The 23,109-nt window shown below is 45.9% G+C and carries 16 protein-coding genes; 7 read left to right on the forward strand and 9 right to left on the reverse strand.

All coding sequences use genetic code 11. The features are described 5' to 3' along the window. Positions 1-164: 164 nt before the first annotated feature. The 3 genes from NYE72_RS04195 to bglX all read right to left on the reverse strand — a co-directional run bounded on the left by NYE72_RS04195 (position 165) and on the right by bglX (position 4,348). Complete coding sequence (locus NYE72_RS04195; RefSeq protein WP_036686897.1) at positions 165-917, reverse strand: 3'-5' exonuclease; 753 nt, start codon at positions 915-917, stop codon at positions 165-167. A gap of 186 nt (positions 918-1,103) precedes the next feature. Continuing rightward, a complete protein-coding gene (locus tag NYE72_RS04200) occupies positions 1,104-2,072 on the reverse strand; it encodes a metallophosphoesterase family protein (protein WP_339211373.1) in 969 nt (322 codons plus the stop codon). A gap of 116 nt (positions 2,073-2,188) precedes the next feature. Beyond that, the gene (bglX, locus tag NYE72_RS04205) at positions 2,189-4,348 is read right to left on the reverse strand and encodes a beta-glucosidase BglX (RefSeq protein ID WP_339211375.1); all 2,160 of its coding nucleotides are present in this window, start codon (positions 4,346-4,348) and stop codon (positions 2,189-2,191) included. A 644-nt stretch (positions 4,349-4,992) separates the two neighbouring features. Between bglX and NYE72_RS04210 the strand changes: the two genes are divergently transcribed. From NYE72_RS04210 to NYE72_RS04230, 5 genes are all read left to right on the forward strand, one after another. Continuing rightward, complete coding sequence (locus NYE72_RS04210; RefSeq protein WP_305953532.1) at positions 4,993-5,937, forward strand: ABC transporter permease subunit; 945 nt, start codon at positions 4,993-4,995, stop codon at positions 5,935-5,937. 28 nt (positions 5,938-5,965) lie between these two features. Then, positions 5,966-6,862, forward strand: a complete 897-nt coding sequence (locus tag NYE72_RS04215; RefSeq protein ID WP_036686906.1) for a carbohydrate ABC transporter permease — start codon at positions 5,966-5,968, stop codon at positions 6,860-6,862. 80 nt (positions 6,863-6,942) lie between these two features. Further along, entirely contained in the window at positions 6,943-8,520 is a 1,578-nt protein-coding gene (locus NYE72_RS04220) for a DUF3502 domain-containing protein (protein ID WP_036686909.1), read from the forward strand. A 68-nt stretch (positions 8,521-8,588) separates the two neighbouring features. Next, positions 8,589-9,611, forward strand: coding sequence for a LacI family DNA-binding transcriptional regulator (locus NYE72_RS04225; protein ID WP_036686912.1), 1,023 nt, complete (start codon positions 8,589-8,591; stop codon positions 9,609-9,611). Between the two features lie 36 nt (positions 9,612-9,647). Further along, the gene (locus NYE72_RS04230; protein WP_339211378.1) at positions 9,648-10,535 is read left to right on the forward strand and encodes a sugar phosphate isomerase/epimerase family protein; all 888 of its coding nucleotides are present in this window, start codon (positions 9,648-9,650) and stop codon (positions 10,533-10,535) included. A gap of 76 nt (positions 10,536-10,611) precedes the next feature. Here NYE72_RS04230 and NYE72_RS04235 read toward each other — a convergent pair whose 3' ends face one another. From NYE72_RS04235 to NYE72_RS04260, 6 genes are all read right to left on the reverse strand, one after another. After that, positions 10,612-11,391 (reverse strand): fused MFS/spermidine synthase, encoded by a 780-nt coding sequence (locus NYE72_RS04235; protein ID WP_339211380.1) that lies wholly within the window; start codon positions 11,389-11,391, stop codon positions 10,612-10,614. Beyond that, positions 11,363-12,862 (reverse strand): response regulator, encoded by a 1,500-nt coding sequence (locus NYE72_RS04240; protein WP_036686917.1) that lies wholly within the window; start codon positions 12,860-12,862, stop codon positions 11,363-11,365. Before NYE72_RS04240 ends, NYE72_RS04235 begins: the two co-directional genes overlap by 29 nt. Before the next feature lie 17 nt (positions 12,863-12,879). Continuing rightward, the gene (locus NYE72_RS04245; RefSeq protein ID WP_339211382.1) at positions 12,880-14,712 is read right to left on the reverse strand and encodes a sensor histidine kinase; all 1,833 of its coding nucleotides are present in this window, start codon (positions 14,710-14,712) and stop codon (positions 12,880-12,882) included. Between the two features lie 31 nt (positions 14,713-14,743). Further along, a complete protein-coding gene (locus NYE72_RS04250) occupies positions 14,744-15,577 on the reverse strand; it encodes a carbohydrate ABC transporter permease (RefSeq protein WP_051491485.1) in 834 nt (277 codons plus the stop codon). A 2-nt stretch (positions 15,578-15,579) separates the two neighbouring features. After that, on the reverse strand, positions 15,580-16,473 hold the full coding sequence (locus NYE72_RS04255; RefSeq protein WP_036686923.1) for a sugar ABC transporter permease: 894 nt from the start codon (positions 16,471-16,473) through the stop codon (positions 15,580-15,582). A gap of 107 nt (positions 16,474-16,580) precedes the next feature. Continuing rightward, the gene (locus NYE72_RS04260) at positions 16,581-17,927 is read right to left on the reverse strand and encodes an extracellular solute-binding protein (protein ID WP_339211384.1); all 1,347 of its coding nucleotides are present in this window, start codon (positions 17,925-17,927) and stop codon (positions 16,581-16,583) included. Between the two features lie 312 nt (positions 17,928-18,239). On the opposite strand from NYE72_RS04260, the gene NYE72_RS04265 reads away from it, so the two are divergent. Continuing rightward, positions 18,240-20,792, forward strand: a complete 2,553-nt coding sequence (locus tag NYE72_RS04265; protein ID WP_339211386.1) for a glycoside hydrolase family 2 protein — start codon at positions 18,240-18,242, stop codon at positions 20,790-20,792. 25 nt (positions 20,793-20,817) lie between these two features. Further along, positions 20,818-22,971, forward strand: a complete 2,154-nt coding sequence (locus NYE72_RS04270) for an alpha-galactosidase (protein ID WP_339211387.1) — start codon at positions 20,818-20,820, stop codon at positions 22,969-22,971. Positions 22,972-23,109: the final 138 nt, after the last annotated feature.

Here is a 23,109-nt window from a genome sequence, read left to right on the forward strand (position 1 = left end):
AGTATCACCTCCTACAATTCAAATGTACACCTTTACGTAACGTGAAGGTCAAATGGTTTTTTTAGCATATCCAAAACAGCGGCAGCTACCCTCTGAATGATCATGGGGAAGTCTGCCGCTGCTATGAATAAGTCTATAATGTTGAGCTTTGCTGCTGCCTGAATTTATTTATGGCCCATTTGTGCTGTGAAATAATTGTGCAATTCCTCCAGCTTGCGAGGGTCCGCAAGGGTTGCTTTGTCTGAGAAGTAGTGTTCAACGACAAGGTCCCAGGTAGGTACAATTTTTTGTGAGGTCATTGCCTTAATGGCTACCTTAACTGTTTTGCGTTCTTTGGCATTGGAAAAGGTATCTACGTAATGCTGTGAACGTTCAAAATCCAGATCCTTAAACACGGCGCGGAAGATCTCTGACGTCATCCGTGCATCATCCAGCGCCCGGTGTGCAGATCCAGTAGGCTCAAGCTCAAACAATGCCATCGCGCTTTCCACGCTGACATCATTGCTAAGACCACGCGCACGTAGAACTCCTTTGAGCAAATCGAAATACGTAGCGGACATCCAGTAGGATTCGTCCATCTTGTGCATGCGCACATCCTGAATGATTCGCTTCATATCTTCGCCACCCCAGGTAAGCAGTAGAACTCCATCTGTACTTAGATCAAGCCACTCTCTAAAAGCAGTGATGACTTTGGGGAAGCGGGCGGCAATGTCGATTTCCTCTTGAGGGATACCGGTTTTTTTCTTAATAAAGGAATTCAGGGTGGAGAAATATATAGGTTTGATCAAGGAAGAAAATTCATCCTTATACTGCAGTGAAGAGTCTAACCGGACGGCTCCAATCTCAATGACCTCCATAGGGTGCTCGCTGGCAAACTTACGGCCGTTGAATTCGATGTCCAGAATAATATAATCCACAGGTACTTGCCTCCGTTTCCATGACTGACGCTGTAGTGCTTAATACGTCGACTTCTCTATTTTAACAAAAAAAGTGATGTAATGGGGAATATGGAGACAAGCTAATATTTGCACAAAAAAATGAACCAGCACAACATCTGCGCACTGGTTCATTTAATCAGTATTTAAATTTAATCCTATAAAAGATTAATGTCCTGAATCGGCAGCAGGTTCAGGCATATGAATCGGCTGTTCATTTATAACAGATCCGTCATCAAGACGAAGCCAGGTATTGAAGTCTTGGTTGCCTTTGACCAGTTCTATGACGCGTGCTCCCCGCATAAAGCCTTCTTTTCCATAAGTATTGTAGCCGGTAGCACGGCCATAAGAAAGACGTATGCCATACAGGTTGCCGCTAAAATCGTTGATATGGTCATGTCCACAGAAGGTGCCAAGCACATCACCCATTTCCAACAAAGCCGAGAATAAGCCCGAGTTCACCTCAGGTGAGCATACACGCTCAAACTTATGCCCATGACAGACTTGTGTAGACCAGACATCCCGATATTCGGGAATTGGAATATGGAAGAAAGCCAAGGCAGGCAGCCTGTTCTCAGCAGTCTTCGGATTCAGCCGCGCAGATTCAGCCGTCAGCCAGTTGATCTGATTCCGCCCAACCCAATTGTAGCCCGGGATATCCTCATACTCGGAATAGCCGCCAGAGTCTAGAAAATACAAAATAGCGGCCGCGTGGTCTACCTGATCTTTAATTTCAAGAGTGTAATTGCCCGAGCCTTCCAGCTCTTCTGGACCGGCTTCGGTCAGGCAGTGGGGATGTTCCAGGGCAATTTGCATCAGTTCACTCTTTGAAATCAGAGTTTCTGTGTCATGGTTGCCAAATACAAAGGTCCAAGGGATGCCGGATCTCTCCACGGCAGCGACAGCCTCACGAAATGCTTGTGCGGGGTGCTCGCATGCCTTGTTTCCCGGTGATACAGGACCAGTGTAAATAAGATCTCCCGTGAAAACCACAAGATCAGGTTGTTCCGCATCCAGAATGCGTTCCATCAGTGCTTCGGTAAGCTGATCCTCAGCTCTTCCATCCATCCAGTGCAGATCGGTAAATTGTACGATTTTAAAAGTGCCATTTTGCTGAAATGATAAACTGTGTCTCATTAGAAGTATCTCCCTCACTATCGAATATTGAATAGCAAGCTGTGGAGGCGCCAACCACTCATTGCGCCAAGAGGGCGTTGAGGGCTGACGTCGTTAGAAGCATAGCTATACGCAGGTCAGCCGATCCAGATCCGCTGAGTGCAATGATCTCCAGAGTTTCTACCGATCATAATATCATATTCCCCAGGCTCGAAGACCAACTGATCATCTTTCCCGTAGAACATTAACATTTCTCTGGTGATTTCGAAGGAAACCACCTGTTTCTCATGCGGTGCGAGTGTAATCTGCTGGAAACCTTTCAGTTCCTTGACCGGGCGCACGACACTTGCGCTGACGTCGTGGATATAGAGCTGAACGGTTTCCTTGCCGGCGATGTCCGAAGTATTCTCTACTTCAATGGAGGCAACCACCCGATCCGCAGCTTCAACATTGAAGCTGTTGTAAGTAAACTTGGAATAGCTCAGGCCATAACCAAAACAGAACAACGGGTCATTCGGGCAGTCCAGATAACGGGTAACGTAACGCACATTAGGATACATAGGATCATAAGGACGTCCCGTTTGATAAGCATTGTAATAAACAGGAATTTGCCCAACCGAGTAGGGGAAGCTCATCGATAAACGTCCGGAAGGATTATAATCTCCGAACAGCACATCGGCCAGCGAATTTCCTGACTCTGTACCCAGAAACCAAGCCTGCAGCAGAGCGTCGCTGGCATCAAGAACGGGTTTCAGCTCCAGTGGTCTGCCGCTGAATACAATGGTGACGATCTTTTTGCCGGTATCCTTCAGACGCCAGATCAGCTTCTCCTGATTGGCCGATAGGCGGAGATTGGCTTTACTTCCGCCTTCCCCGGTATCCTGCTGATTCTCACCGACAGCGGCGAGAATTACATCACAATCCTTCAGCTGCTGGTAGGCGTCCTCGATTTCATCCTCCACATCAAAAACACCCTCAAGCATGCTTCCCAGCTCACCAGTCATGGCCGTAAGTATATCTTCGGCAGATGTTTTTTGCAAAATGCCGGTGTAGAGTGATACAGCCGGATCTTTTTCTGTCCCGGCCCAACCGCCCAGCACATGAATGGAGGTGGCGAAAGGACCAGCCAGACCAATCTTCATGCCACGTTTAAGGGGCAGAGCTTCATTGTCGTTTTTGAGCAGCACAACTGAGCTAGCTCCAAGCTCCCGTGCGGCCTGCAGATGCTCAGCGCTAGGTTTCGGAGCCTCATCCACCAGCGGATCTGCATCCTTGAATGGATTATCGAACAGGCCGAGCGCATCCTTGAGCTCCAGCACCCGGATGACGGCTTCATCGATCAAGGCGATGTCAAGCTTGCCTTCCTCGACCAGAGCAGCGCCGTGGTTTAGATAGTGAGTGGACATCATCTCAATATCCAGCCCAGCAGCCAGACTTTTCTCCGCTGCCTCACTGCCATCTATCGCGGCGCCATGGGGAATCAGCTCATTAACGGAATTGAAATCGGCGATGGTAACGCCGTTGAAGCCCCATTCTTCCCGTAAAATCCCGCGAAGAAGCTCGGAATTACCACTTGCCGGGATACGGTCAATGGTATTAAATGCGGCCATAACCATGGCCACTCCAGCATCTACGGCAGCCTTATAGGCTGGCAGGTAGAACTCACGCAATACGCCGGAAGACATATCCACTGTGTTGTATTCCCGTCCGCCTTCGGGAGCACCGTAACCAGCGAAATGCTTCACACAGGCAGCGATGCGTCCTTTTTCTTTTAGGTCTTTGCCCTGATAACCCCGCACCATACTTTCGGTGACACGGGCATTCAGATAGGGATCCTCACCAGATGTCTCCATGACGCGTCCCCAGCGCGGGTCGCGTACGAGATCAGTCATGGGCGAGAAGGTAACGTGAATACCGGCAGCCGCACTTTCCTTGGCGGCGATTTCGGCAAACCTTTCACAGGCTTCAAGGTCAAAGCTGCTGCCCATGGCCAGCGGAATCGGGAGGATGGTCCGGTAGCCGTGAATGACATCCGCCATGAAGAGCAGAGGAATCTTTTGTCTGCTGGTTTGCAAATGTCGGGTTTGCTGCTCGATAACATTCCTAGCTCCAATACCGTTCAGAACACTTCCGATGTTCTTCATTACCTGCGGCTTAATGTTCAGTTCCTTAAATGGTCCGGTTAAATCCACGGTATCGTCCAAACCCCAATAGTGAGGACCTAGCTGGGTTAATTGGGCCAGCTTTTCGTCCAGGGTCATATCGTTCACAAGATCTTGGATAAACGTTTTAGTCATGGTTAACTCCTTCCTCGTGAGCGCATCGAAAGTTAGTTTGTTAAATAGATGTGTAGTTCCCCGCCGGGCAGCGTAAGCATGATTTTTATTTGCAAAGCTTACGTTATATAGGCGATAAGGATGGGAGTGAACCGTTAACTCTCCTGGCACGCAGCTCCGAGATGCGGAATGGGCCTGAGCTATAATCAGGTTCAATTGTTGTGAAAATCATAGCATTTCTCTCTTCGGATACAGGGATGAGGCATGAATTAAATCAGAAGAGGATTGCATCATTAAGATGTTACATATGGAGACTGACATGTCTATGAAAGAAAAGTATAAAAACGTTTCCACAAACGATACACCTCGATATTAGTCTGAACACCAAAAAAAGTCAATCGCCTTTGGAAAAACAGCTAATTTATATTTTTTTACGTGAAAAATGTAACTTTAGTACTTGTAATTCAAAAATAAAATGAATTGACAGCGCATACATTTTGGGAGTATGCTTCTCACACAGAGAGTTTTACAGAAACACTGGAAACGTTTCTACAACGCTCGATACACTTTTTTATGAAGGTTGGGCAAACTGTTTTTATTCTGGCTGCTGGACAAGAAAGGAAGGTAATTTATGCATGTGACTGAATGCATCTTTCAAATTGGAGGTGGGCACTTTGGCGAGACTGAAGCTTGTGGGTGGAAACATTGTTCGGGAAGTCATTAAGAACAAAGTTCTTTTTCTAATGTTGCTGCCTGTAATCGTATATTTCGTTATCTTTCACTATGCTGTAATGCCTGGAGCTTACGTCGCATTTGTAGATTACAAGCTCAATAAGGGGATTTTTGGAAGTAACTTTATCGGCCTTAAGAACTTTGAGTTTCTGGTTCAAAATGGGGATCTATGGAATATTACCAAAAATACGCTGCTCTATAATATCGTCTTTCTAGCTCTAGGTAATATCATTCAAATAGTATTTGCCATTATGTTGTCTGAGATCTCAGGCAAGTGGTTCAAAAAAATATCACAATCCGTTATCCTGTTACCGAATTTCATCTCCATGGTTATCGTCGGTGTGTTTGCCTACAATATATTCAATTTCAATTCCGGGTTTATCAATACGATGTTAACTGGAATGGGGCTAGACCGTTACGAGTTCTATTCCGATCCGGGCATCTGGAAATATATTATTGTGGCTTTCAAGATCTGGGCGGGTACCGGATATGGAATGATTGTTTATCTGGCAACGATCACAGGAATTAATCATGATCTGTACGAGGCTGCTTATATGGATGGAGCGACTACCTGGCAGCGAATCCGTTATATGACCTTGCCGATTCTGAAGCCAACCTTTATTCTGCTTCTACTGTTCGGTATGGGTGGAATTCTCAAGGGATCCTTTGACCTTTTCTATAATCTGATCGGTACGAACTCCGTACTGTATCCGCAGACAGATATCATCGATACCTATGTCTTCCGTTCACTGGTGGGACAATTCAACTTCTCTATGGGTGCCGCAGTGGGCTTCTACCAATCCTTATTCGGCCTGATTCTGGTGCTTGTGGTTAACTTTATTGTACGTAAGGTAGAACCGGACAGCGCTTTGTTCTAAGACTAGACACGAAACAGGGGTGATAAATATGGAAAATACGACCATCAAACAGGATTCCGGAAGCATTCTCATAAAAGCAGTCAGTTATATCTGTATCGCAATCTTTGCGCTATTCTGTTTATTCCCCTTCGCGTTGATGATCTCCTCATCGTTCATGAACGAGCAGGAAATTGTTCGTGAAGGTTATAAGCTGCTGCCGAAGGCATTTTCCTTTAAAGCTTACGAGATGCTATTCAACAACTCTACTCAGCTGGTGAATGCTTATCAGGTAACTATCTTCATTACCGTAGTGGGTACGGTACTCGGACTGTTTATGATGTCGATGGCCGGATTCGTGCTCAACCGTAAGGATTTCAAGTACCGCAACTTCTTTTCCTTCTTGATTTACTTTACAACACTATTCAGTGGCGGCTTGATTCCGACATACATCCTGATGGTGAAGCACCTGCATATGAAGGACAGCTTATTCGCTATGATTCTGCCAGGTGTAGTTGGCGCATGGTCCATCTTCCTGATGCGTAATTTCATGAAGGCGATTCCGGATTCCTTATATGAATCCGCTACCATTGACGGTGCTGGCGACTTTCGCATCTATTGGCGGATATTTATTCCGCTGGCGGTTCCATCCTTGGCTACCATCGGGCTTTTCTCAGCACTAGGCTTCTGGAATGAGTGGTATAACGGGATGTTGTATATTGACAGTCCGACGAAATATCCGCTCCAATACTTTTTGCAGCGAATGGTCAATCAGACGAACTTAGGAGCGCTAATCAACTCGGGAGCGGTCATCAATACTGCTGATCTTCCGACGCAATCCATCAAGATGGCTACAGCTGTGCTGGCCACTGGACCGATTATTCTCCTGTATCCATTTGTACAGCGTTATTTCGTAACAGGCCTCACCATCGGGGCTGTAAAGGGTTAATGGACGCAATCTTCTTTTCGAAGAGCGTTTATTATAAATGAAAGTTTCATAAATAGAAGAGAAAAGGGAGGCTTACCTAAATGAAAGGTAAAAAGATCGCGTCTTCTTTAATTGCTGTCCTCATGCTTACTGGAGCACTGACAGCCTGCACATCCAAGAACAACAATGAGCCGAGTAATGATCCGGCAGCCACGAAAGCTCCAGAGGCTTCAGCCAATGCAGGCGGAGTGGATACTTCCAAGGAAGCTAAGCTGGTGTACTACCTGTGGGGCAGCGAAGGAGTTAAAAATAAAGAAATCCTCGCTGAGATTAACAAGAAGCTCAAAGCTGATCTAAACGCTACGATTGAAGTGAAGTATATTGACTGGCCGGATATCGCTACTAAGTACCCGCTGCTATTTGCTTCAGGCGAAGAATTTGATATGTCGCATGCATCTCCCGGAGCTCCGGTGTCTTATTTCACATTGGCTAGTGAAGGTGCTCTAGTGGACCTTACAGAAATGCTGGATAAAGTTGCTCCTAAGCTGAAGGCGGAAATTCCGGAAAGTGTGTGGGAAAATACAAAATACAAAGGCAAAATTTATGGTGTACCAAGTCTTTATAGCGAATATACACCTGCCGGTTATGCCTACCGTTCTGACTTGCTGAAGAAATATGGAATGGACAAAATCACTTCCATTGATGATATGGTTAAATACATGGATAATGTGGTTGCTAATGAGTCCTTCCCGCCAATTAACGGCAAGGCAGAAGATGCGGCCAATATGTTCAGAATGCTCGTAGATACTACAGGGATGTGGCTTAACGCACCTGGTATATCCTTGAATGAGCTGAATCTTGTGACCAAAAGTCCAGAGGACTACAAGACCGTCTTCCATCCAGCCTTCACTCAGGAATTTGAAGATTGGGCTGTGAAGATGCGTGAATGGGCGGATAAAGGCTACTGGAGTAAAGATGTGCTGTCTGCAACCCTTGGCAGCAAGGATAACTTCAGAGCAGCCAACTCCGCAGGCTATTTGACTCATGCTCAGGACTGGATCGGCCAATACGGTGCGGATTTGAAAGCACAACCGGAATCAGATCCTTACTTCTTTACTTTTGCGGAAGCTAATAAGAAGATCAAACGTAAAATGGGCGTTGATAACTCGACTGTAATCAGCACGAACTCAGCTAATCCAGAGCGCGCTCTGATGGTGATCGAGAAGTTCATGACCGATGAAAGCTACTACAACCTCATCCAAAACGGTATTGAAGGCAAACAATATGTGATGGAAAATGGTGTTAAAAAGCAGCCTGCAGGCTTCAATGATAAAACGGACGGCGGAGGTTTCGCTGCTTGGTCACTTCGTAATGACAAATTCGTAGTTCCTACGGATACAGAAAACCCAATCCGTAACTCCTTATTCGCAGAATGGGATAAAGTGGCTATCGATGATCCTTACAATGGCTTCAGCTTTGATCCAACCAATGTTACAACTGAAATTGCTTCGATTTCCAACGTGAATTCACAGCTTGGTATTCAATTGATGCTTGGTAAAACAAGCAAAGATCCAAAAGCAGCTGTTGCAGAGTACCGCGATCAGCTGAAAAAAGCAGGAGTTGACAAGGTCATTGCCGAAGTAGAGAAGCAATTGGCTGCGTTTGTTCCTGTCAACTAAAGAAAGTTAAGGGGTGTAAGGGAGCTATAATTCGATATAGCTCCTTTACCCATAAATGGGGGAGTAAAGTGGATGTAAATATCAAGGATATCGCGCGGATTTCCGGTGTGGGCATCTCGACGGTCTCCAGGGTAATCAATAACAAGGGACCGGTGAGCAAGTCTACACGTGAGAAAGTGATGAGTGTGGTTAAGGAATACAATTATATTCCCAATTCCAACGCGCGGAATTTGAAAACTACACAATCTAAGAACATTGCACTTATGGTCAAGGGGATTACCAATCCTTTTTTCTCTAATATGATCAGAGAAATTGAACGGCAGGTCAATCTGCGGGGCTACCCGTTTCTTATCCAGCAAGTAGAGGATGGGACCGATGAAATCAATGCTGCTATTCAACTGGTGAAGGAGAAGAATCTGTGCGGGATTATCTTCATGGGTGGAACCTATGATCATTCTGAAGAGAAGTTCAAACAGCTGACGGTTCCGTTTGTGCTGACAACGATCACCTCAACGCAGGAGGTGAACCCGCTTATTTTTTCCAGCGTTATTATCAATGAAACGAAGGAAGCCTATAAGGCTACCAATTATTTGATCTCATTAGGTCATACGAATATCGGCTTTTTAGCCAAGTCTCCTTTATTGGATGAAACCACGGGCAACCGGCGGTATTTGGGCTACAAAAAAGCACTCGAAGAGCAGGGTCTGCCCTACGATTCGGGGCTGGTCGAGGATTGTGAATACAGTCCCAGCTCGGGATTTAATGCTGCGCGAAGACTGCTCAACAAGAACAAGGGAATTACAGCTATATTTGCCGCTTCCGACACGATTGCCATCGGTGCTGCCAAAGCGGTGCTTACCGCGGGGTTATCTATCCCTGATGACATTTCAATCATTGGCTTTGACGGGATCGAGATGGCTGAATATTATCATCCTTCTCTGGATACAATCAGCCAGCCGGGTACGGAAATGGCCTTATCCAGTGTAGGTGTTCTGTTCGACCTCATTTCCGGACGGTCAAACCATCAGCATATTGTCTATGATGCGGTATTGCTCAAGCGTGGTTCCTGCAAGATGATTAAACCTCGTTAAGATCACACTATAAACCTTTATTGGAGTGGAACCGAAATGCAAGATACACTGAGAATAGGTACGATTGTACGTGGTGGAGAAGCCGTTAAGGTCATTCCACAAATTGTGGGGCATGGATTTGAATCATTTAATCTGAACTTTTGGCAGACCACCGGCGAAACCGATTTGATAGAAACGGCTGCACGACTGAGGGAGTTAGCTGCTGAGCATGATTTTGTCATCTCTTCTGTGGGCATCTATGGCAATCCGCTCGCAGGCAGCGGCGACAATGCCGACACGTTGGCCAGCTGGGAGCGGCTGATTGATCATGCACATTTATTTGGTACAGATATTATAGGCGGGTTCACCGGCCGATTGCCAGGTTTGTCCATTGACGAGTCCATCCCGAAGTTTACAGAGGTGTTCGGAGAACTGGCGAAGAGAGCGGCAGATCGCGGCCTGCGAATTGCTTTTGAGAATTGTGCTATGGGCGGAAACTGGCAGAGCGGAGAGTGGAACATCGCTCACAATCCTTCGGCCTGGGAGAAGATGTTCAATGCCATTCCGGCAGATAATCTGGGATTGGAATGGGAGCCTTGCCACCAGATGATCGCATTAATTGATCCGCTTCCGCAGCTGCGCAAATGGATGGATAAAGTATTCCATGTGCATGGCAAGGATGCGACCATCGCTTGGGACATCGTCAAGGAATACGGTATTCATGGCCCCAAACCTTATGTATGGGACCGGACCCCTGGCTTCGGGGATACCAATTGGGTAGATGTAATCACCATCCTGCGCCAAGCGGGTTATAAAGGTACGATTGATATCGAAGGCTGGCATGATCCAGTGTATCGTGATGAGCTGGAAATGACCGGCCAGGTGCATGCACTGAATTACTTGAAATATTGCCGTGGTGGCAGCTTTGTGCCTAATCCGGTTTAAATGGTGCTATATGAAAACAACCCAAAAATGACCTCGAAATCCACAATGAAGTGGAGGATGAGGTCATTTTTTATAGTTAATCCTGAATCAGATATCCTTGTCCCAGCTGTATTTCTTTGAAACCTGCCAAATGGCGGGCTTGAAAGCGGATAGGGGTGCTGCCGCCAATAATAATGATATTTTGGATATCGGCGGCCCCTTCTGAGGGCAGGGAAAAGGCTTTGATATAGGCGTACTCTTCGGCAAGCGTCGTATAAATCGCGTTGATAAGCGGGTCATTTTCACCTTTTCCCATTAGATTCATGAGAATATATCCGCTTGTGTTCAGCTTGGAACGGGTAATACTGAAAAATTCACGGGAGATCAAATGCCTTGGTGTACCAGCGGCAGTAAAGGCATCCAAAATGATGTAATCATATACCTGCGGGTCTTCACCTTCAAGGATCTGACGTCCGTCACCGATCACTACGTTATCTTGACTATATCCGAAGCAGCGGCGGCTTAATTCGACTACTTCGTTGTCTAGCTCGGCTACTTTAAATCTTTTCTCCGGAAAATGCCCGGCAATTGTTCCAATTCCATGCCCAATAAGAAAAACATCCTCAAAAGAGGGGAGGTTGAACTCCATGAAGTGAATGATGGCCCGCGGATATTCAAAGAGAATTCGTTGCGGGTCATTAAGATCCATCGCACCTTGAGTGGCATGATTCGAGAACTGCATAACGCGGAAGGAGCCTTTTTCACCATATAGTTCTGTTGTGTCGTAGACGGTTATTTCATGATTTTCGCTATTTCTTTGAAGCTCTGAATGCAAGTGATCAATCTCCTTATACAATAGAAATTCGTTTATATTCATTGGGTGTAACCCCGACAACACGTTTAAAAAGCTTGTTGAAATAGGCAGGGTCGCCATATCCAACCTCTGCCCCAATCTCGTGAACCTTTAGGTCCGGAGCATTCTTGAGCAGATGTTTGGCTTTGCGCAGCCGAATTTCGGTGATGTAGTCCGTCAGTGTAAGTCCAGTCTCTTGCTTGAACAGCTTGCTTAAATAGCTTGGGGTCAAAAAAACCATATTCGCCAAAGTGTTCAGATCCGCATGCTGATTATAGTTAGCGGATATCCAGCGTTTGATGGTTTCTATGGCTGTACCGGACATTTCCAGACGATGGGTTCTGATTTCGGTCAGAATATTTGTAAAGTGGGCGGTAAACATCTCCTCAATGTCGCTAAAGCTTAAGCTGGACGCGATTCTGTCATCCAACCTGAGGTCGGGAGCACTTTTATTGCGGGCCTCGAATTCTTGCAGTTCCTTTTGTGCGGTTTCTTCAATCCATCGACAGACACGGAGAATTTGGTCAGGGCCGGCTTGTTGCGCTTTCAACACTGAGAACAGGTCATGAACCCATTCTAAGATGCCTGTCACATTCAGAATCTGCAGGTTATGGATCAGCGGTTCTCTAATTGTATTAAAGTGATCCAGGATGTTTATCTCCGGCTGTTGAATATCCTGAATATTCGCGTAATGCACAGGCTCCGGATTATATATGCCCAGGTTGCACGCTTGTTTAGCATCTAGGTATGCCTGTCTAAGCTTGGAAACCTCATTATAACAACCGCTGGTACCTACATGTAGGATCTTTCCGTGCGCAGATATCCGCATAATGTCACCGATATCTTTTAAATCGTTGTCTGACAGCGGCTCAGCAGAATATACAATCCAGACGTATAGTCCCTTTTGAAGCTCTAAGCTGTCAAAGCTCAACGCCTTCTCTTGCCGCAGACTGTCTGCACAGGAGCAGACGGTTTCTCTGGTGCTCCCTTTGAGGACAAAGACCGAGAAATAAGTCTGGGGCAAGGTAAGGCTGGATAATAGTAGAGGGGAAGAGGGCTCTTCGATATGTAAGAATGTCAATAAAAGCCCGGAACGGTGGCGTTCTTCCTTGTCGCGCGCGAGCTGCCGTTCTTTGTCTAGCCGATATAGCAGCTCGAACAGCTGCTCTTTATTGATTGGTTTTAATAAATAGTCTACAGCTGAGCTGCGGATGGCTTCTCGGGCATAATTAAATTCAACAAATCCACTCATTAGAATAGAGTAGATCTGCGGATGGGTGGCTTTTAATTGCTTAATCAGCTCCAAACCATTGATTTGCGGCATACGAATATCTGTAATCACGACATCAAGTTGAAGTGTGGTTAACTCATCTAATAGATGTTTTCCGTCGGAGTAGGTGCCGATGACCAGAAATTCGGCGCTTTCTTTACTGATCATTCGAGCCAGTCCTTCGCGGATTAAGATCTCATCATCAACAATCGCAATACGCAGCAATCAGAGCAGCCCCTCTCCTAAATAAATTCATCTTCGCTATATTTAGCGTTAATATCCTCAATGCGCAGGGTAACACGAGTGCCGACTCCAAGCTCACTCTCTACAAGCAGTCCAAACGAGCTGCCGTAATGCAGGCGGATTCTCTCATTTACATTACGTAGTCCAATCCCGAACCTTTCATTGTCCGTTCCAGTTTGCAGACTATTGTTTAAGGAACGAAGAGTAGCTTCATCCATACCGATCCCATCATCTTCTACACAGAAAACGGCATCTCCATGCTCGCTCCATGCGGTGATGCTCAAGGTGCCCAGTCCTACTTTTTGATCCAAGCCGTGAAAGACTGCATTTTCTACGATCGGTTGAAAGACAAGTTTAATAACAGGAAGATGAAGGAGTTCGTCCGGCACGTCAATGTTAAGTCTGAATTTGTCTGGGAATCGGATTTCCAGCAGCTGATAATAATTCCGTACATGATCCAGCTCTTGTCTAATTGTAACAGCGTCTTCGTTTCGGACAATGCTGTAACGCATTTGAAGTCCCAGTAAATAGGTTAGCTTCGCCACACGTGGATCATCATTGCTCTCTGCAAGCATGCGGATGGATTCCAGCGTGTTATAAATAAAATGGGGATTGATTTGGTTCTGAAGTGCCCGCATATCAGCCTTCTGCTTCCGTTTCTCCGTGATGGATACTTCTTGTAACAGATCTTTGACCCTTACGATCATCCGATTAAAATGACTGCCCAGCATCCCAATCTCATCATTATATTTGGAATGCTGCCAGACATCCAGATTACCATGCTGCACCCGTTTCATTAGGCGGACCAAGGATTTAAGGGGTTTGGTCAGGGCATGGGAAATTATAGTCGCAACAAAAAGCGCAAAGGCAATGATGATCAGTGTGGTCAAGATAAGCGTATTCCGATTCTTTTGTACAGGGGACAGGATACGTGTTAAAGGAATCGTAACCATGGTGGTCCAACCGGTCTGTTTCGAGACGGTATACACTGCAAGATAAGACTGGCCATTCAAGTCTATTTGAAAATGATCCTGCTGCTGATTTACTTGCTGCAGCAACAGCTTTGTATTCAGAGTTTGTGTATCGGCAGCCAGATTCGGAACCGCTGAATCTTCACTGGCATAGATCAGTTCTCCATTGTTATCTACAATGAACGTATTTCCTTGCGTAACTGCATTTACGGGATCGATAATACCCTTAAACAGATTGATGTCTACATCGAAAACGAGAATTCCTATATTTTGCAAAGTACTTACAGAGTTAATCGTACGCAGAACACTAAAGACCTCTTTATGGACATTCGAGTTGGTACGGATTGTATGTCTGCCCTGAATGACAGGCGCCGCTCCGGCATCTTCACTCATGGCTCTCCATTTAGCTAATCGTTCCTCTGGATACAGCTCATTAATTCCGGCGTCCTTATCATAAAAGACCGAACCGTACTGGTCTACCAAATACACGGCAATGATCTCTTCCTTAGTATGATTCAAATAGCTAAGGAACATCGCCATGCCCGTATTTTTTTCCCAGTCGGTATTTTGCTGTGTCAGGTAGACTTGCACATCGGTGTTATACAGCGGCAGGGCTGTATATCTCTTGAGGTCGGCAATATACCGGTCAATGGTATCTGAAGCATTCGATGTCATTTGACCCGCACCGTCAGTCGCATTCACAAGAACCGAGTTGAACATGGAGCGGGATGATAGATAACTTACATAAGTGATCGGCAGAGAGATCAGAAAAACAAAGATAACGATCAGCTTGCGCTCCATCGGTAGATTGGCAAGGAACAACCACATTTTGCGTAAAGTTAACCGGATGTATGATAGCATTTGCGTTGTTCCTTTCCTGTAATAAGCTACCTTATTTGACCGCTCCGCTGGTTACGCCTTCAAAGATGTAACGCTGCAGGAAGAAATATAAAATTACTGTTGGCAGCAGAATAAGCAGAATAGCTGCACAGATTAAATTCCATTCCCCCGAATTGACCCCTTGAAAACGCATCAGGATCGTCGTAACTACACCAAGGCTTTGTTTAGGCATATAGAGATAAGGGATGTACATGTCATTATAGATACTAATGGTTTTTAAAATAATCAAAGTAGCCGTTGCTGGCGTAAGTAAAGGGAAAATAATCGACCGATAGATTCTGAACAGAGAGGCACCTTCTACCATCGCACTTTCATCGAGATCCACGGGAATATTACGGATAAATTGCAGGTATAAAATGATTTGAATTACATCTGCTCCAATATAGAGCACGATCGGGGCGCCAAGCGTATTGTAAAGACCCATATTTTTGATGATACCAAAAGTCGCTACTTGTGTCGTGATACTAGGAATGATAGTGGCTACTAAATAAGCACCGAAAACAATGGGTTTCAATTTGAAAGAAAAGCGTCCTAATACAAATGCTACCATAGTCCCGAACAAAATGTTCAGAATTAAAGTGATAGCTATAATAATTAATACGTTGCCAAAGCCATTGAGTAGACCTCCACGCTGAAACACGGCAATGAAGTTATCGAAGTTTAAAAAGCTTTTTGGCAACGCGGTGGAGCTACTGCTGTTGAATTCTTCGGTCGATTTGAAGGCGTTAACGATGACCACATATGGAGGGAAGAGCACGACGAATACGCCGATAATTAGCGAAAAGTATTTAATGATATCTGTAAAACGAAACTTAGAGTGTGTCATAGCTACTTATCTCCTCCCCGGCTAAGAACAAGTTGTTGTATGAGCAGTACGATGACGACAAAGAAGAGTAGGATTATACTCATTGCAGATGCAAGGCCGTAGTTGTTAAATGCAAATGCGGTATCGACAACCCGTTGTACATAAGTTTGGCTGGCCCCTGCAGGACCACCTTTGGTCAACACGAAGGGGAGATCGAATACTTCCAGTGCCCCTGTAACGGTAAGAAATAAATTAAGCTGAATAACAGCCTTCATATTGGGCAAAGTGATTCTCCACAGCGTTTGAAAGGAGCCGGCACCATCGATCTTAGAAGCTTCATAAATGTCACGTGGAATGGCCTGCAAGGATGCGATATAAATGACCATGTTGTAGCCCATGAAACGCCAAAATCCTGTGGATGCAAGGGAGTAGTTGACTAGTCCTTCTGTTCCAAGCCAACTGGTCTGTCCGAGGCCGGTCAGGCCAATGCTATTCAGGAGCATATTCAATGAACCGTTAGTAGTGTCAAAGACATAACCGAACATAAAGGCTACAGCGACTCCGTTCATGATATAAGGAAGGAAAAGTAAGATGCGGAATGCATTTTTCCCTTTTAGTCTACTATTCAGCACAACCGCAAAATAAATAGCAACGATATTCTGGAGAATTCCCATTGCAAAATAAGCAAAGTTATGTGTGAAAACCTTGAAGATATCAGGATTGGAGAAGACCTCGCGGTAGTTATCTAGGCCAACCCAAGGTTTTTCGGGACTATAGCCATCCCAATTTGTAAAGCTGTAATAGATCAGTTTAAGTGCCGGATAATACGTGAATGTTGCAAGCAGCAACAATGGAATCGTGAGGAAGGATACAATGATTATAGTCTTCTGTTTGTTATAGGAAAGTGTTCCGAACATCGCTAGCCCTTCTTTCATAAAAGCGTGGTATGGAAAGGCAAAATGGATTATCCGTAAAGGCAATAATCCATTTTGCGCCGTTCTGTACTTCTAATCACAAGCTCAAATTAATAGCCGAGGTCCTTCTTGGCTTTAGCCCAAGCTTTATTCCACTTGTCTAATACAGTTTGTGGATCCTTGGCAAGCACGAATTCCTGTACTACAGCAGGAAGATCCAGTTGTGCCTTGTTACCGATCTCTGTAACCTTCGCATCGTCAACAGTTCCTTCTACCAGTTCTACTCCGGTAGCTTGGAATTCTTTCAGCTGAGTCAGATTGGATTCCTTGCCTTTTAATGGAGAGATAAAGCCAGCGAAATCCTCATAGCCCGAATCCTCAATCATCCATTTTACGAAGGCTTTAGCTGCCTCTAAATTTTTGCTGTTTTTGGCAACGGCATAGAAGAAGTCAGGGCTTAGGGTAGCAGATGGTTTACCCGAATTGTCATAAGGGAATGGGAAGAAGCCGACATTGTCTGAAGCAGCGCCTGCTCCGATGACTTGGTTAATAACCCAGTTGCCAAGATAATACATGGCGAACTTGCCGGAAGCGATGTCCTTTTTCGATTGTTCCCAGTTGGTGGAGTTGATGTCTTTTTCCAGATAACCTTTTTCGTTGAGCTCACTAAGCAGGCTAAAGGCTTTACCGTAACCGTTGTCCATAGTGAATGGTGTTTCAGAGTTCAGCTTAGCATTAGGAAAGTCGGGATTGCCTTCAATTAGGCGTGGTGTATCATAAGCCCAAGTACCAAGTGGCCATTTGTCTTTGAAGTTGGAGGACAGTGGAATGACACCTTTTGCTTTCAGCTTCTCGCAGGCAGCCAGGAATTCATCCCAAGTCTTAGGCGTTTCGGTGATGCCGGCATCGGTGAATGCTTTTTTGTTATAAACAATTCCGGAAGTAGAGTTCCCTGTAGTAATTCCGTACAGCTTACCATCAAAGGATTTGAAGTCTTTAAAGGTGATTTGGTCATTCAAACCGAGATCATCCAGTGAAGCAAAGTATTTCGGCAAGTCAGAGTTAGGGATGGAAGGAATAAACATAACATCTGGAAGCTCGCCGCTGGCCATTCTGACTTTAGCCTGTTGGTTATAGTCGGTTTGGGAAGCTTCGAACTCGACTTTAATGTTCGGGTATTTTTCATTAAAGCGCTTTACATATTCGTCATATTCTTTACCGATCATGTCTGTTCTGTTAGTTAGGAAGGTGATTTTGCCGCTGATATCAGCTCCTGCTGCAGGTTCTGCAGTTGCATTCGTGTCACCGCCGGTATTCTCTGTGTTAGTCGCTGCGGGCTTATCAGTTGCGGCAGCACCGTTATTCGTGGTGTTGTCATTATTCGAACCACAGCCAGTAAGCGTTGAAGATAAGACCATAATCATAACAAAGGATAACGAAAATAACTTATTTCTCATAGCTTAATCCCCTTTTCGTTTTTTATTGTTAGCGTTTACATGAACATTATAGCTTTATCGAAGCCGTTAATAAATGTATTGTATTATTATTTATTGTCTTTATTTGTTTTGTTTCTGCGTTTATAATTAGCATGTACCTAACAATAAGATAACAAAATACAAAGAATATCAAAAGGGTTCAATGAATTAATTTGAGTCTTATGCTATTTTTGAGAAGTCTATGCTTACCAAACTTAGGCATATGCTTCCGAAGCGAGTTTTGCGCGAAGTCATTCAGAGAAGTCTATGCTTACAAAACTTTTAGGAGGTATTATGAAACATTTGCATATGAATCTTGCGAAGTGGGATTTTAGAGGCTGTGGTGATGAGGAATGGCTTCCGGCGACTGTGCCAGGTACAGTTCATACGGATTTACTAAAGAACGGAAAAATTTCAGACCCCTTTTATGGAACAAATGAACATGATCTACAGTGGATCGATAAGAAGGACTGGGAATATCAAACCTCGCTGCAGTTGGGGGAAGAGTGGCAGGAGCTTGCTTGTACGGAGTTAGTTTTTGAGGGACTGGATACTTATGCAGATGTGTACGTGAATAATGTACATGTGCTCGCTGCTGATAATATGTTTCTGGCATGGAAAGTGGATGTCAAAGAGCAGCTGAAGACTGGAGAAAATAATATACGGGTGAAGTTCCGCTCTGTGGTTAAGGAAGATTTACCGAAATTAGCGAAGCTGGGTTACGCGCTGCCTGCCTCGAATGATCAATCCGAGCTTGGGGGATTAGATGAACAACGGATTAGTATTTTTGCGCGCAAAGCACCTTATCATTACGGCTGGGATTGGGGCCCGCGTTTCTTAACCAGTGGAATATGGCGTGCGGCAGCTCTGGTGGGACGTGACACCGTTCAAATTACAGACCTCTATATCCGTCAAAATGTGATTGCTAAGGAAGAAGCTCGCCTGACCGCAATGGTAGAAGTGGATGCTCCTGCTGCTTGGCGGGGAATGCTGCGAATAAGTGCCGATGGTTTGGAGTGGATGCAAGCGGTTACTTTAGAGGAAGGCAAGCAGCAATTAGAGATGAATATTGTTATACCTGAGCCACAGCTCTGGTGGTGCAGGGGCCTTGGAGAGCCTCATTTATATACCTTCCAAGCGGAATTGCTGCAGGGAACGGAAGTAGAGGTTAGCAAAAGTGTAAAAACCGGACTTCGCAGTATTGAATTGATACGGGAGCGTGATGCCAAAGGAGCTACGTTTTCTTTTGCGCTGAATGGAGTTTCCGTCTTCGCCAAAGGTGCCAATCATATTCCAAATGACAGCTTCACCACAGAAGTAACCGAGGAGCGGTATCGGCATGAAATTGCCACAGCAGTAGAATCGAACATGAACATGCTGCGCGTTTGGGGCGGCGGTATATATGAAGAAGATATTTTTTATCAGCTCTGTGATGAATACGGACTGCTGGTCTGGCAGGACTTTATGTTCGCTTGCAGTATGTATCCCGGGGACGAGGCGTTCCTTGAGAATGTGAAAAAAGAAGCCGAATACAACGTCAAAAGATTGCGCAATCATACCTGCATCGCCTTATGGTGTGGCAATAACGAGATTGATTCGGCCTGGTCACAGTTCGAGGAAAATATGGGCTGGGGCTGGAAAGAAAAACTCGGCGCTGAGCAAAGAGCGACAATGTGGGCCGATTATATTAAAATCTTCCACCGTATTCTGCCGGAGGCTGTAGCCGCATTCCATCCAGGTGTGGACTATTGGCCGTCTTCGCCGCTGCGGGAGCTGACTGGCGATATAAATCAGCATGCGACGCGGATTGTGGGCGAAGGGGATGTGCATTACTGGGGTGTGTGGCACGGGATCGAGCCATTTGAGAACTATAATACAAAGGTTGGCCGCTTTATGAGTGAATACGGCTTCCAGTCGTTCCCGGAACTGAAAACCGTAATGAGCTATGCAGAAGAGCAGGATATGGAGCTTACCTCAGAGGTGATGCTGGCACATCAGAAGAATGGTCGCGGTAATCTGCTGATTAAAGAATATATGGATATGTATCTGCCGCAGCCGAAGGACTTCAAAGCCTTTTTATATATGAGTCAAATCCTGCAGGCCGAAGCGATCCGAATCGCGATTGAAAGCCACAGAAGAAATAAACCTTATTGTATGGGCACTTTATACTGGCAGATGAATGATTGCTGGCCGGTGGCTTCTTGGGCGGGGATGGATTATAACGGGCGCTGGAAAGCTCTGCAATATACCGTGCGTTCAAGCTTCCAAGATGTTTTGTTGTCTATCGACGGGACAGACCGTGAGAAGGTAGACGTTCATGTCGTATCTGATTTAAGAACAGCAGTGAGCGCTGAGCTGGTGCTTACTTTGTATCAGTTTAACGGTTCGGTGCTGCGAGAGTGGACACATCCCTTTGAGCTGGGAGCTGATTCTGCTGCTATCGTATTCTCTTCTCCTGTGGCAGACCTGCTAGAAGGTCAAGGGGTGGGTGATGTATTGCTTGGAATTTGCTTGCAGGCGGATGGCCGGGTGATAGATCACAAGCTGCATTATTTTATTCCGGAAAAAGAAATTGCGTTACAGCGCTCAGTAATTACCGTGCTGGAAACTCCAGAGAGTGGCGGATTAAGCTTCACCGTGACCAGTGATGTATTAGCTAGAGGCGTATACCTGACTTCAGAAGACGAAGGAATATTCTCTGACAATTATTTTGACCTTCTCCCAGGTCAGACCAAGACGATAGAGTTCTCACAACGCGGGAACGATGGAAGAGACTGGATTCCAGCCGCACCTAAGGGGCTAAAGGTTCAATCGATGGTTGATTTTGTGAGCGAAGATTTGCTGTAAATCCTAAGGAGAGAAGGACTGGCACATGGGGATTTTAGTTCAGGAAGATAAGGGATTATTCCATTTACAGAGTGCAGGGATGAGTTACATTCTTCAGCTTGTAAATGATTATCCGGCACATGCGTATTGGGGCAAGAAGCTGCGTAGTGACAGCAATTTGGAAGGGCTGTTGAATCTGGGAGGAAATACGGGTCTCGACCGGCTCCCGCAGGAATACCCACAATACGGGACGGGAGATTTCAGAACACCTGCTTATCAAGTTCGGCTCGAAGACGGCACTCGTATTACAGAGTTGAAATACAGCGGGTATCGGGTAGTTGAGGGTAAACCTTCACTGCCGGGTCTACCATCCGTATATGTTGAGTCTGCGCAAGAAGCACAGACGTTGGAGCTTACACTTAAAGATGATTACACCAAGCTGAATGTTATTTTGCGCTATACAGTTTTTGAACATACTAACGTAATCACCCGCTCTGTGGAGTTCACCAATGCTGGGAAAACGCAGCTGCAATTGCAGCGTGCACTGAGTGCTAGTGTCGATTTCTCGTCTGGCGATATGGATATGATCTATTTGGCAGGAGCTTGGTCAAGGGAAGGTAATCTGACTCGTAGACGTCTGGTGCAAGGTGGTACGACCATTGGGAGCCGCAGAGGGATGAGCAGCCACCAGTTAAATCCATTTGCTGCGCTGGTGAAACCTGAAACGGATGAAAATCATGGAGAGGCCTACGGCTTCAGTCTTGTATATAGTGGAGGCTTTGAAGCTGAGGCAGAGGTCGATTCCTTCGGGATGACCCGGTTTACGATGGGACTGAACTCTTTTGATTTCTCCTGGCTGCTGGAGCCGGGCGAACAATTCCAGACCCCTGAGGTAGTGATGGTTTATTCTTCCGAGGGGATCGGGGAAATGTCGAGAACCTATCATCGCCTGTACCGGACCCGTTTATGCAGAGGATTATATAGAGATAAGGAACGGCCCATTCTGGTCAACAATTGGGAAGCTACCTATTTCAACTTCGATGCGGATAAATTGGAGTCGATTGCGGCGGAAGGAGCCAAGCTCGGGATAGAGCTATTCGTGCTGGACGATGGCTGGTTTGGCAAAAGAGACGCTGACAACTCCTCTCTCGGAGACTGGGTGGAGGATCTGCGCAAGCTTCCGGGCGGACTGTCTGATGTGGCGCAGCGCGTGAACAATCTAGGCTTGCAGTTCGGCCTTTGGTTCGAGCCGGAGATGATCTCGCCGGACAGCGAGCTCTATCGTAAGCATCCCGACTGGTGTCTGCATGTGCCGGGACGCCGCCGCAGCGAAGCTCGCTGGCAATTGGTGCTGGACTATACTCGGGAGGATGTGCGCCAGTACATTTATGAGTCACTGTCCCGGATTTTCTCGACCGTGCCCATTAGTTATGTGAAATGGGATATGAACCGTTGTTTAACGGAGATTGGCTCTGCAGAGTTACCTTCTGAACGCCAAGGGGAAACCGCACATCGTTATGTGCTTGGTCTGTATGAGCTATTGGAGCAAATAACTTCAGAATTTCCACATATCCTGTTCGAGAGCTGCTGTAGTGGTGGTGGCCGCTTCGACCCAGGCATGCTGCATTACATGCCGCAGACCTGGACCAGTGATGATACCGATGCTGTGGAACGACTGAAGATTCAGTATGGAACAAGTCTGGTGTATCCGGTTAGTTCGATAGGCGCGCATGTGTCTGCCGTGCCGAATCATCAGGTAGGACGGATCACCCCGCTGTCCTTCCGTGGAGATGTAGCTATGTCCGGTAATTTCGGTTATGAGCTGGATCTTACGAAGTTTACAGACGAAGAGAAGGAAATTGTGAAGGAACAGGTTGCGAACTATAAGCAAATCCGCAGTCTTGTGCAGCAGGGGAATCTGTACCGGCTGCAAAGCCCGTTTGAGGGCAATGAGACAGCATGGATGTTCGTGTCCGATGATCAGCGTGAGGCATTAGTTTATTACTTCCGGGTAATGGCTGTGCCGCACCCGCCCCGCCGTAGCCTGAAGCTGAATGGTTTAAATCCGGAGCTGGATTACATTCTGGAGGTGAGTGGTGAGGTTTACGGTGGTGATCGGCTAATGCAGGCTGGACTGGCTCTGCCGGATATCCAGCAGGATTTTGTTAGCGGATGTTATAAATTGAAGGTGCAGGATTAGAATTCATTAGATAAACAGAAAGCAAACCCCGAGCAAACACGAGCAAGCCACCAGCAAGCCGTGAGCAAGCCATGAGCAAACTACGAGCAAGACATGAGCAAGCTACGAGCAAGACATGAGCAAGCTACGAGTAAGACA

Origin of the sequence: Paenibacillus sp. FSL L8-0333 (genome assembly GCF_037965665.1) — a bacterium.
Classification (GTDB): Bacteria; Bacillota; Bacilli; order Paenibacillales; family Paenibacillaceae; genus Paenibacillus_AQ; species Paenibacillus_AQ odorifer.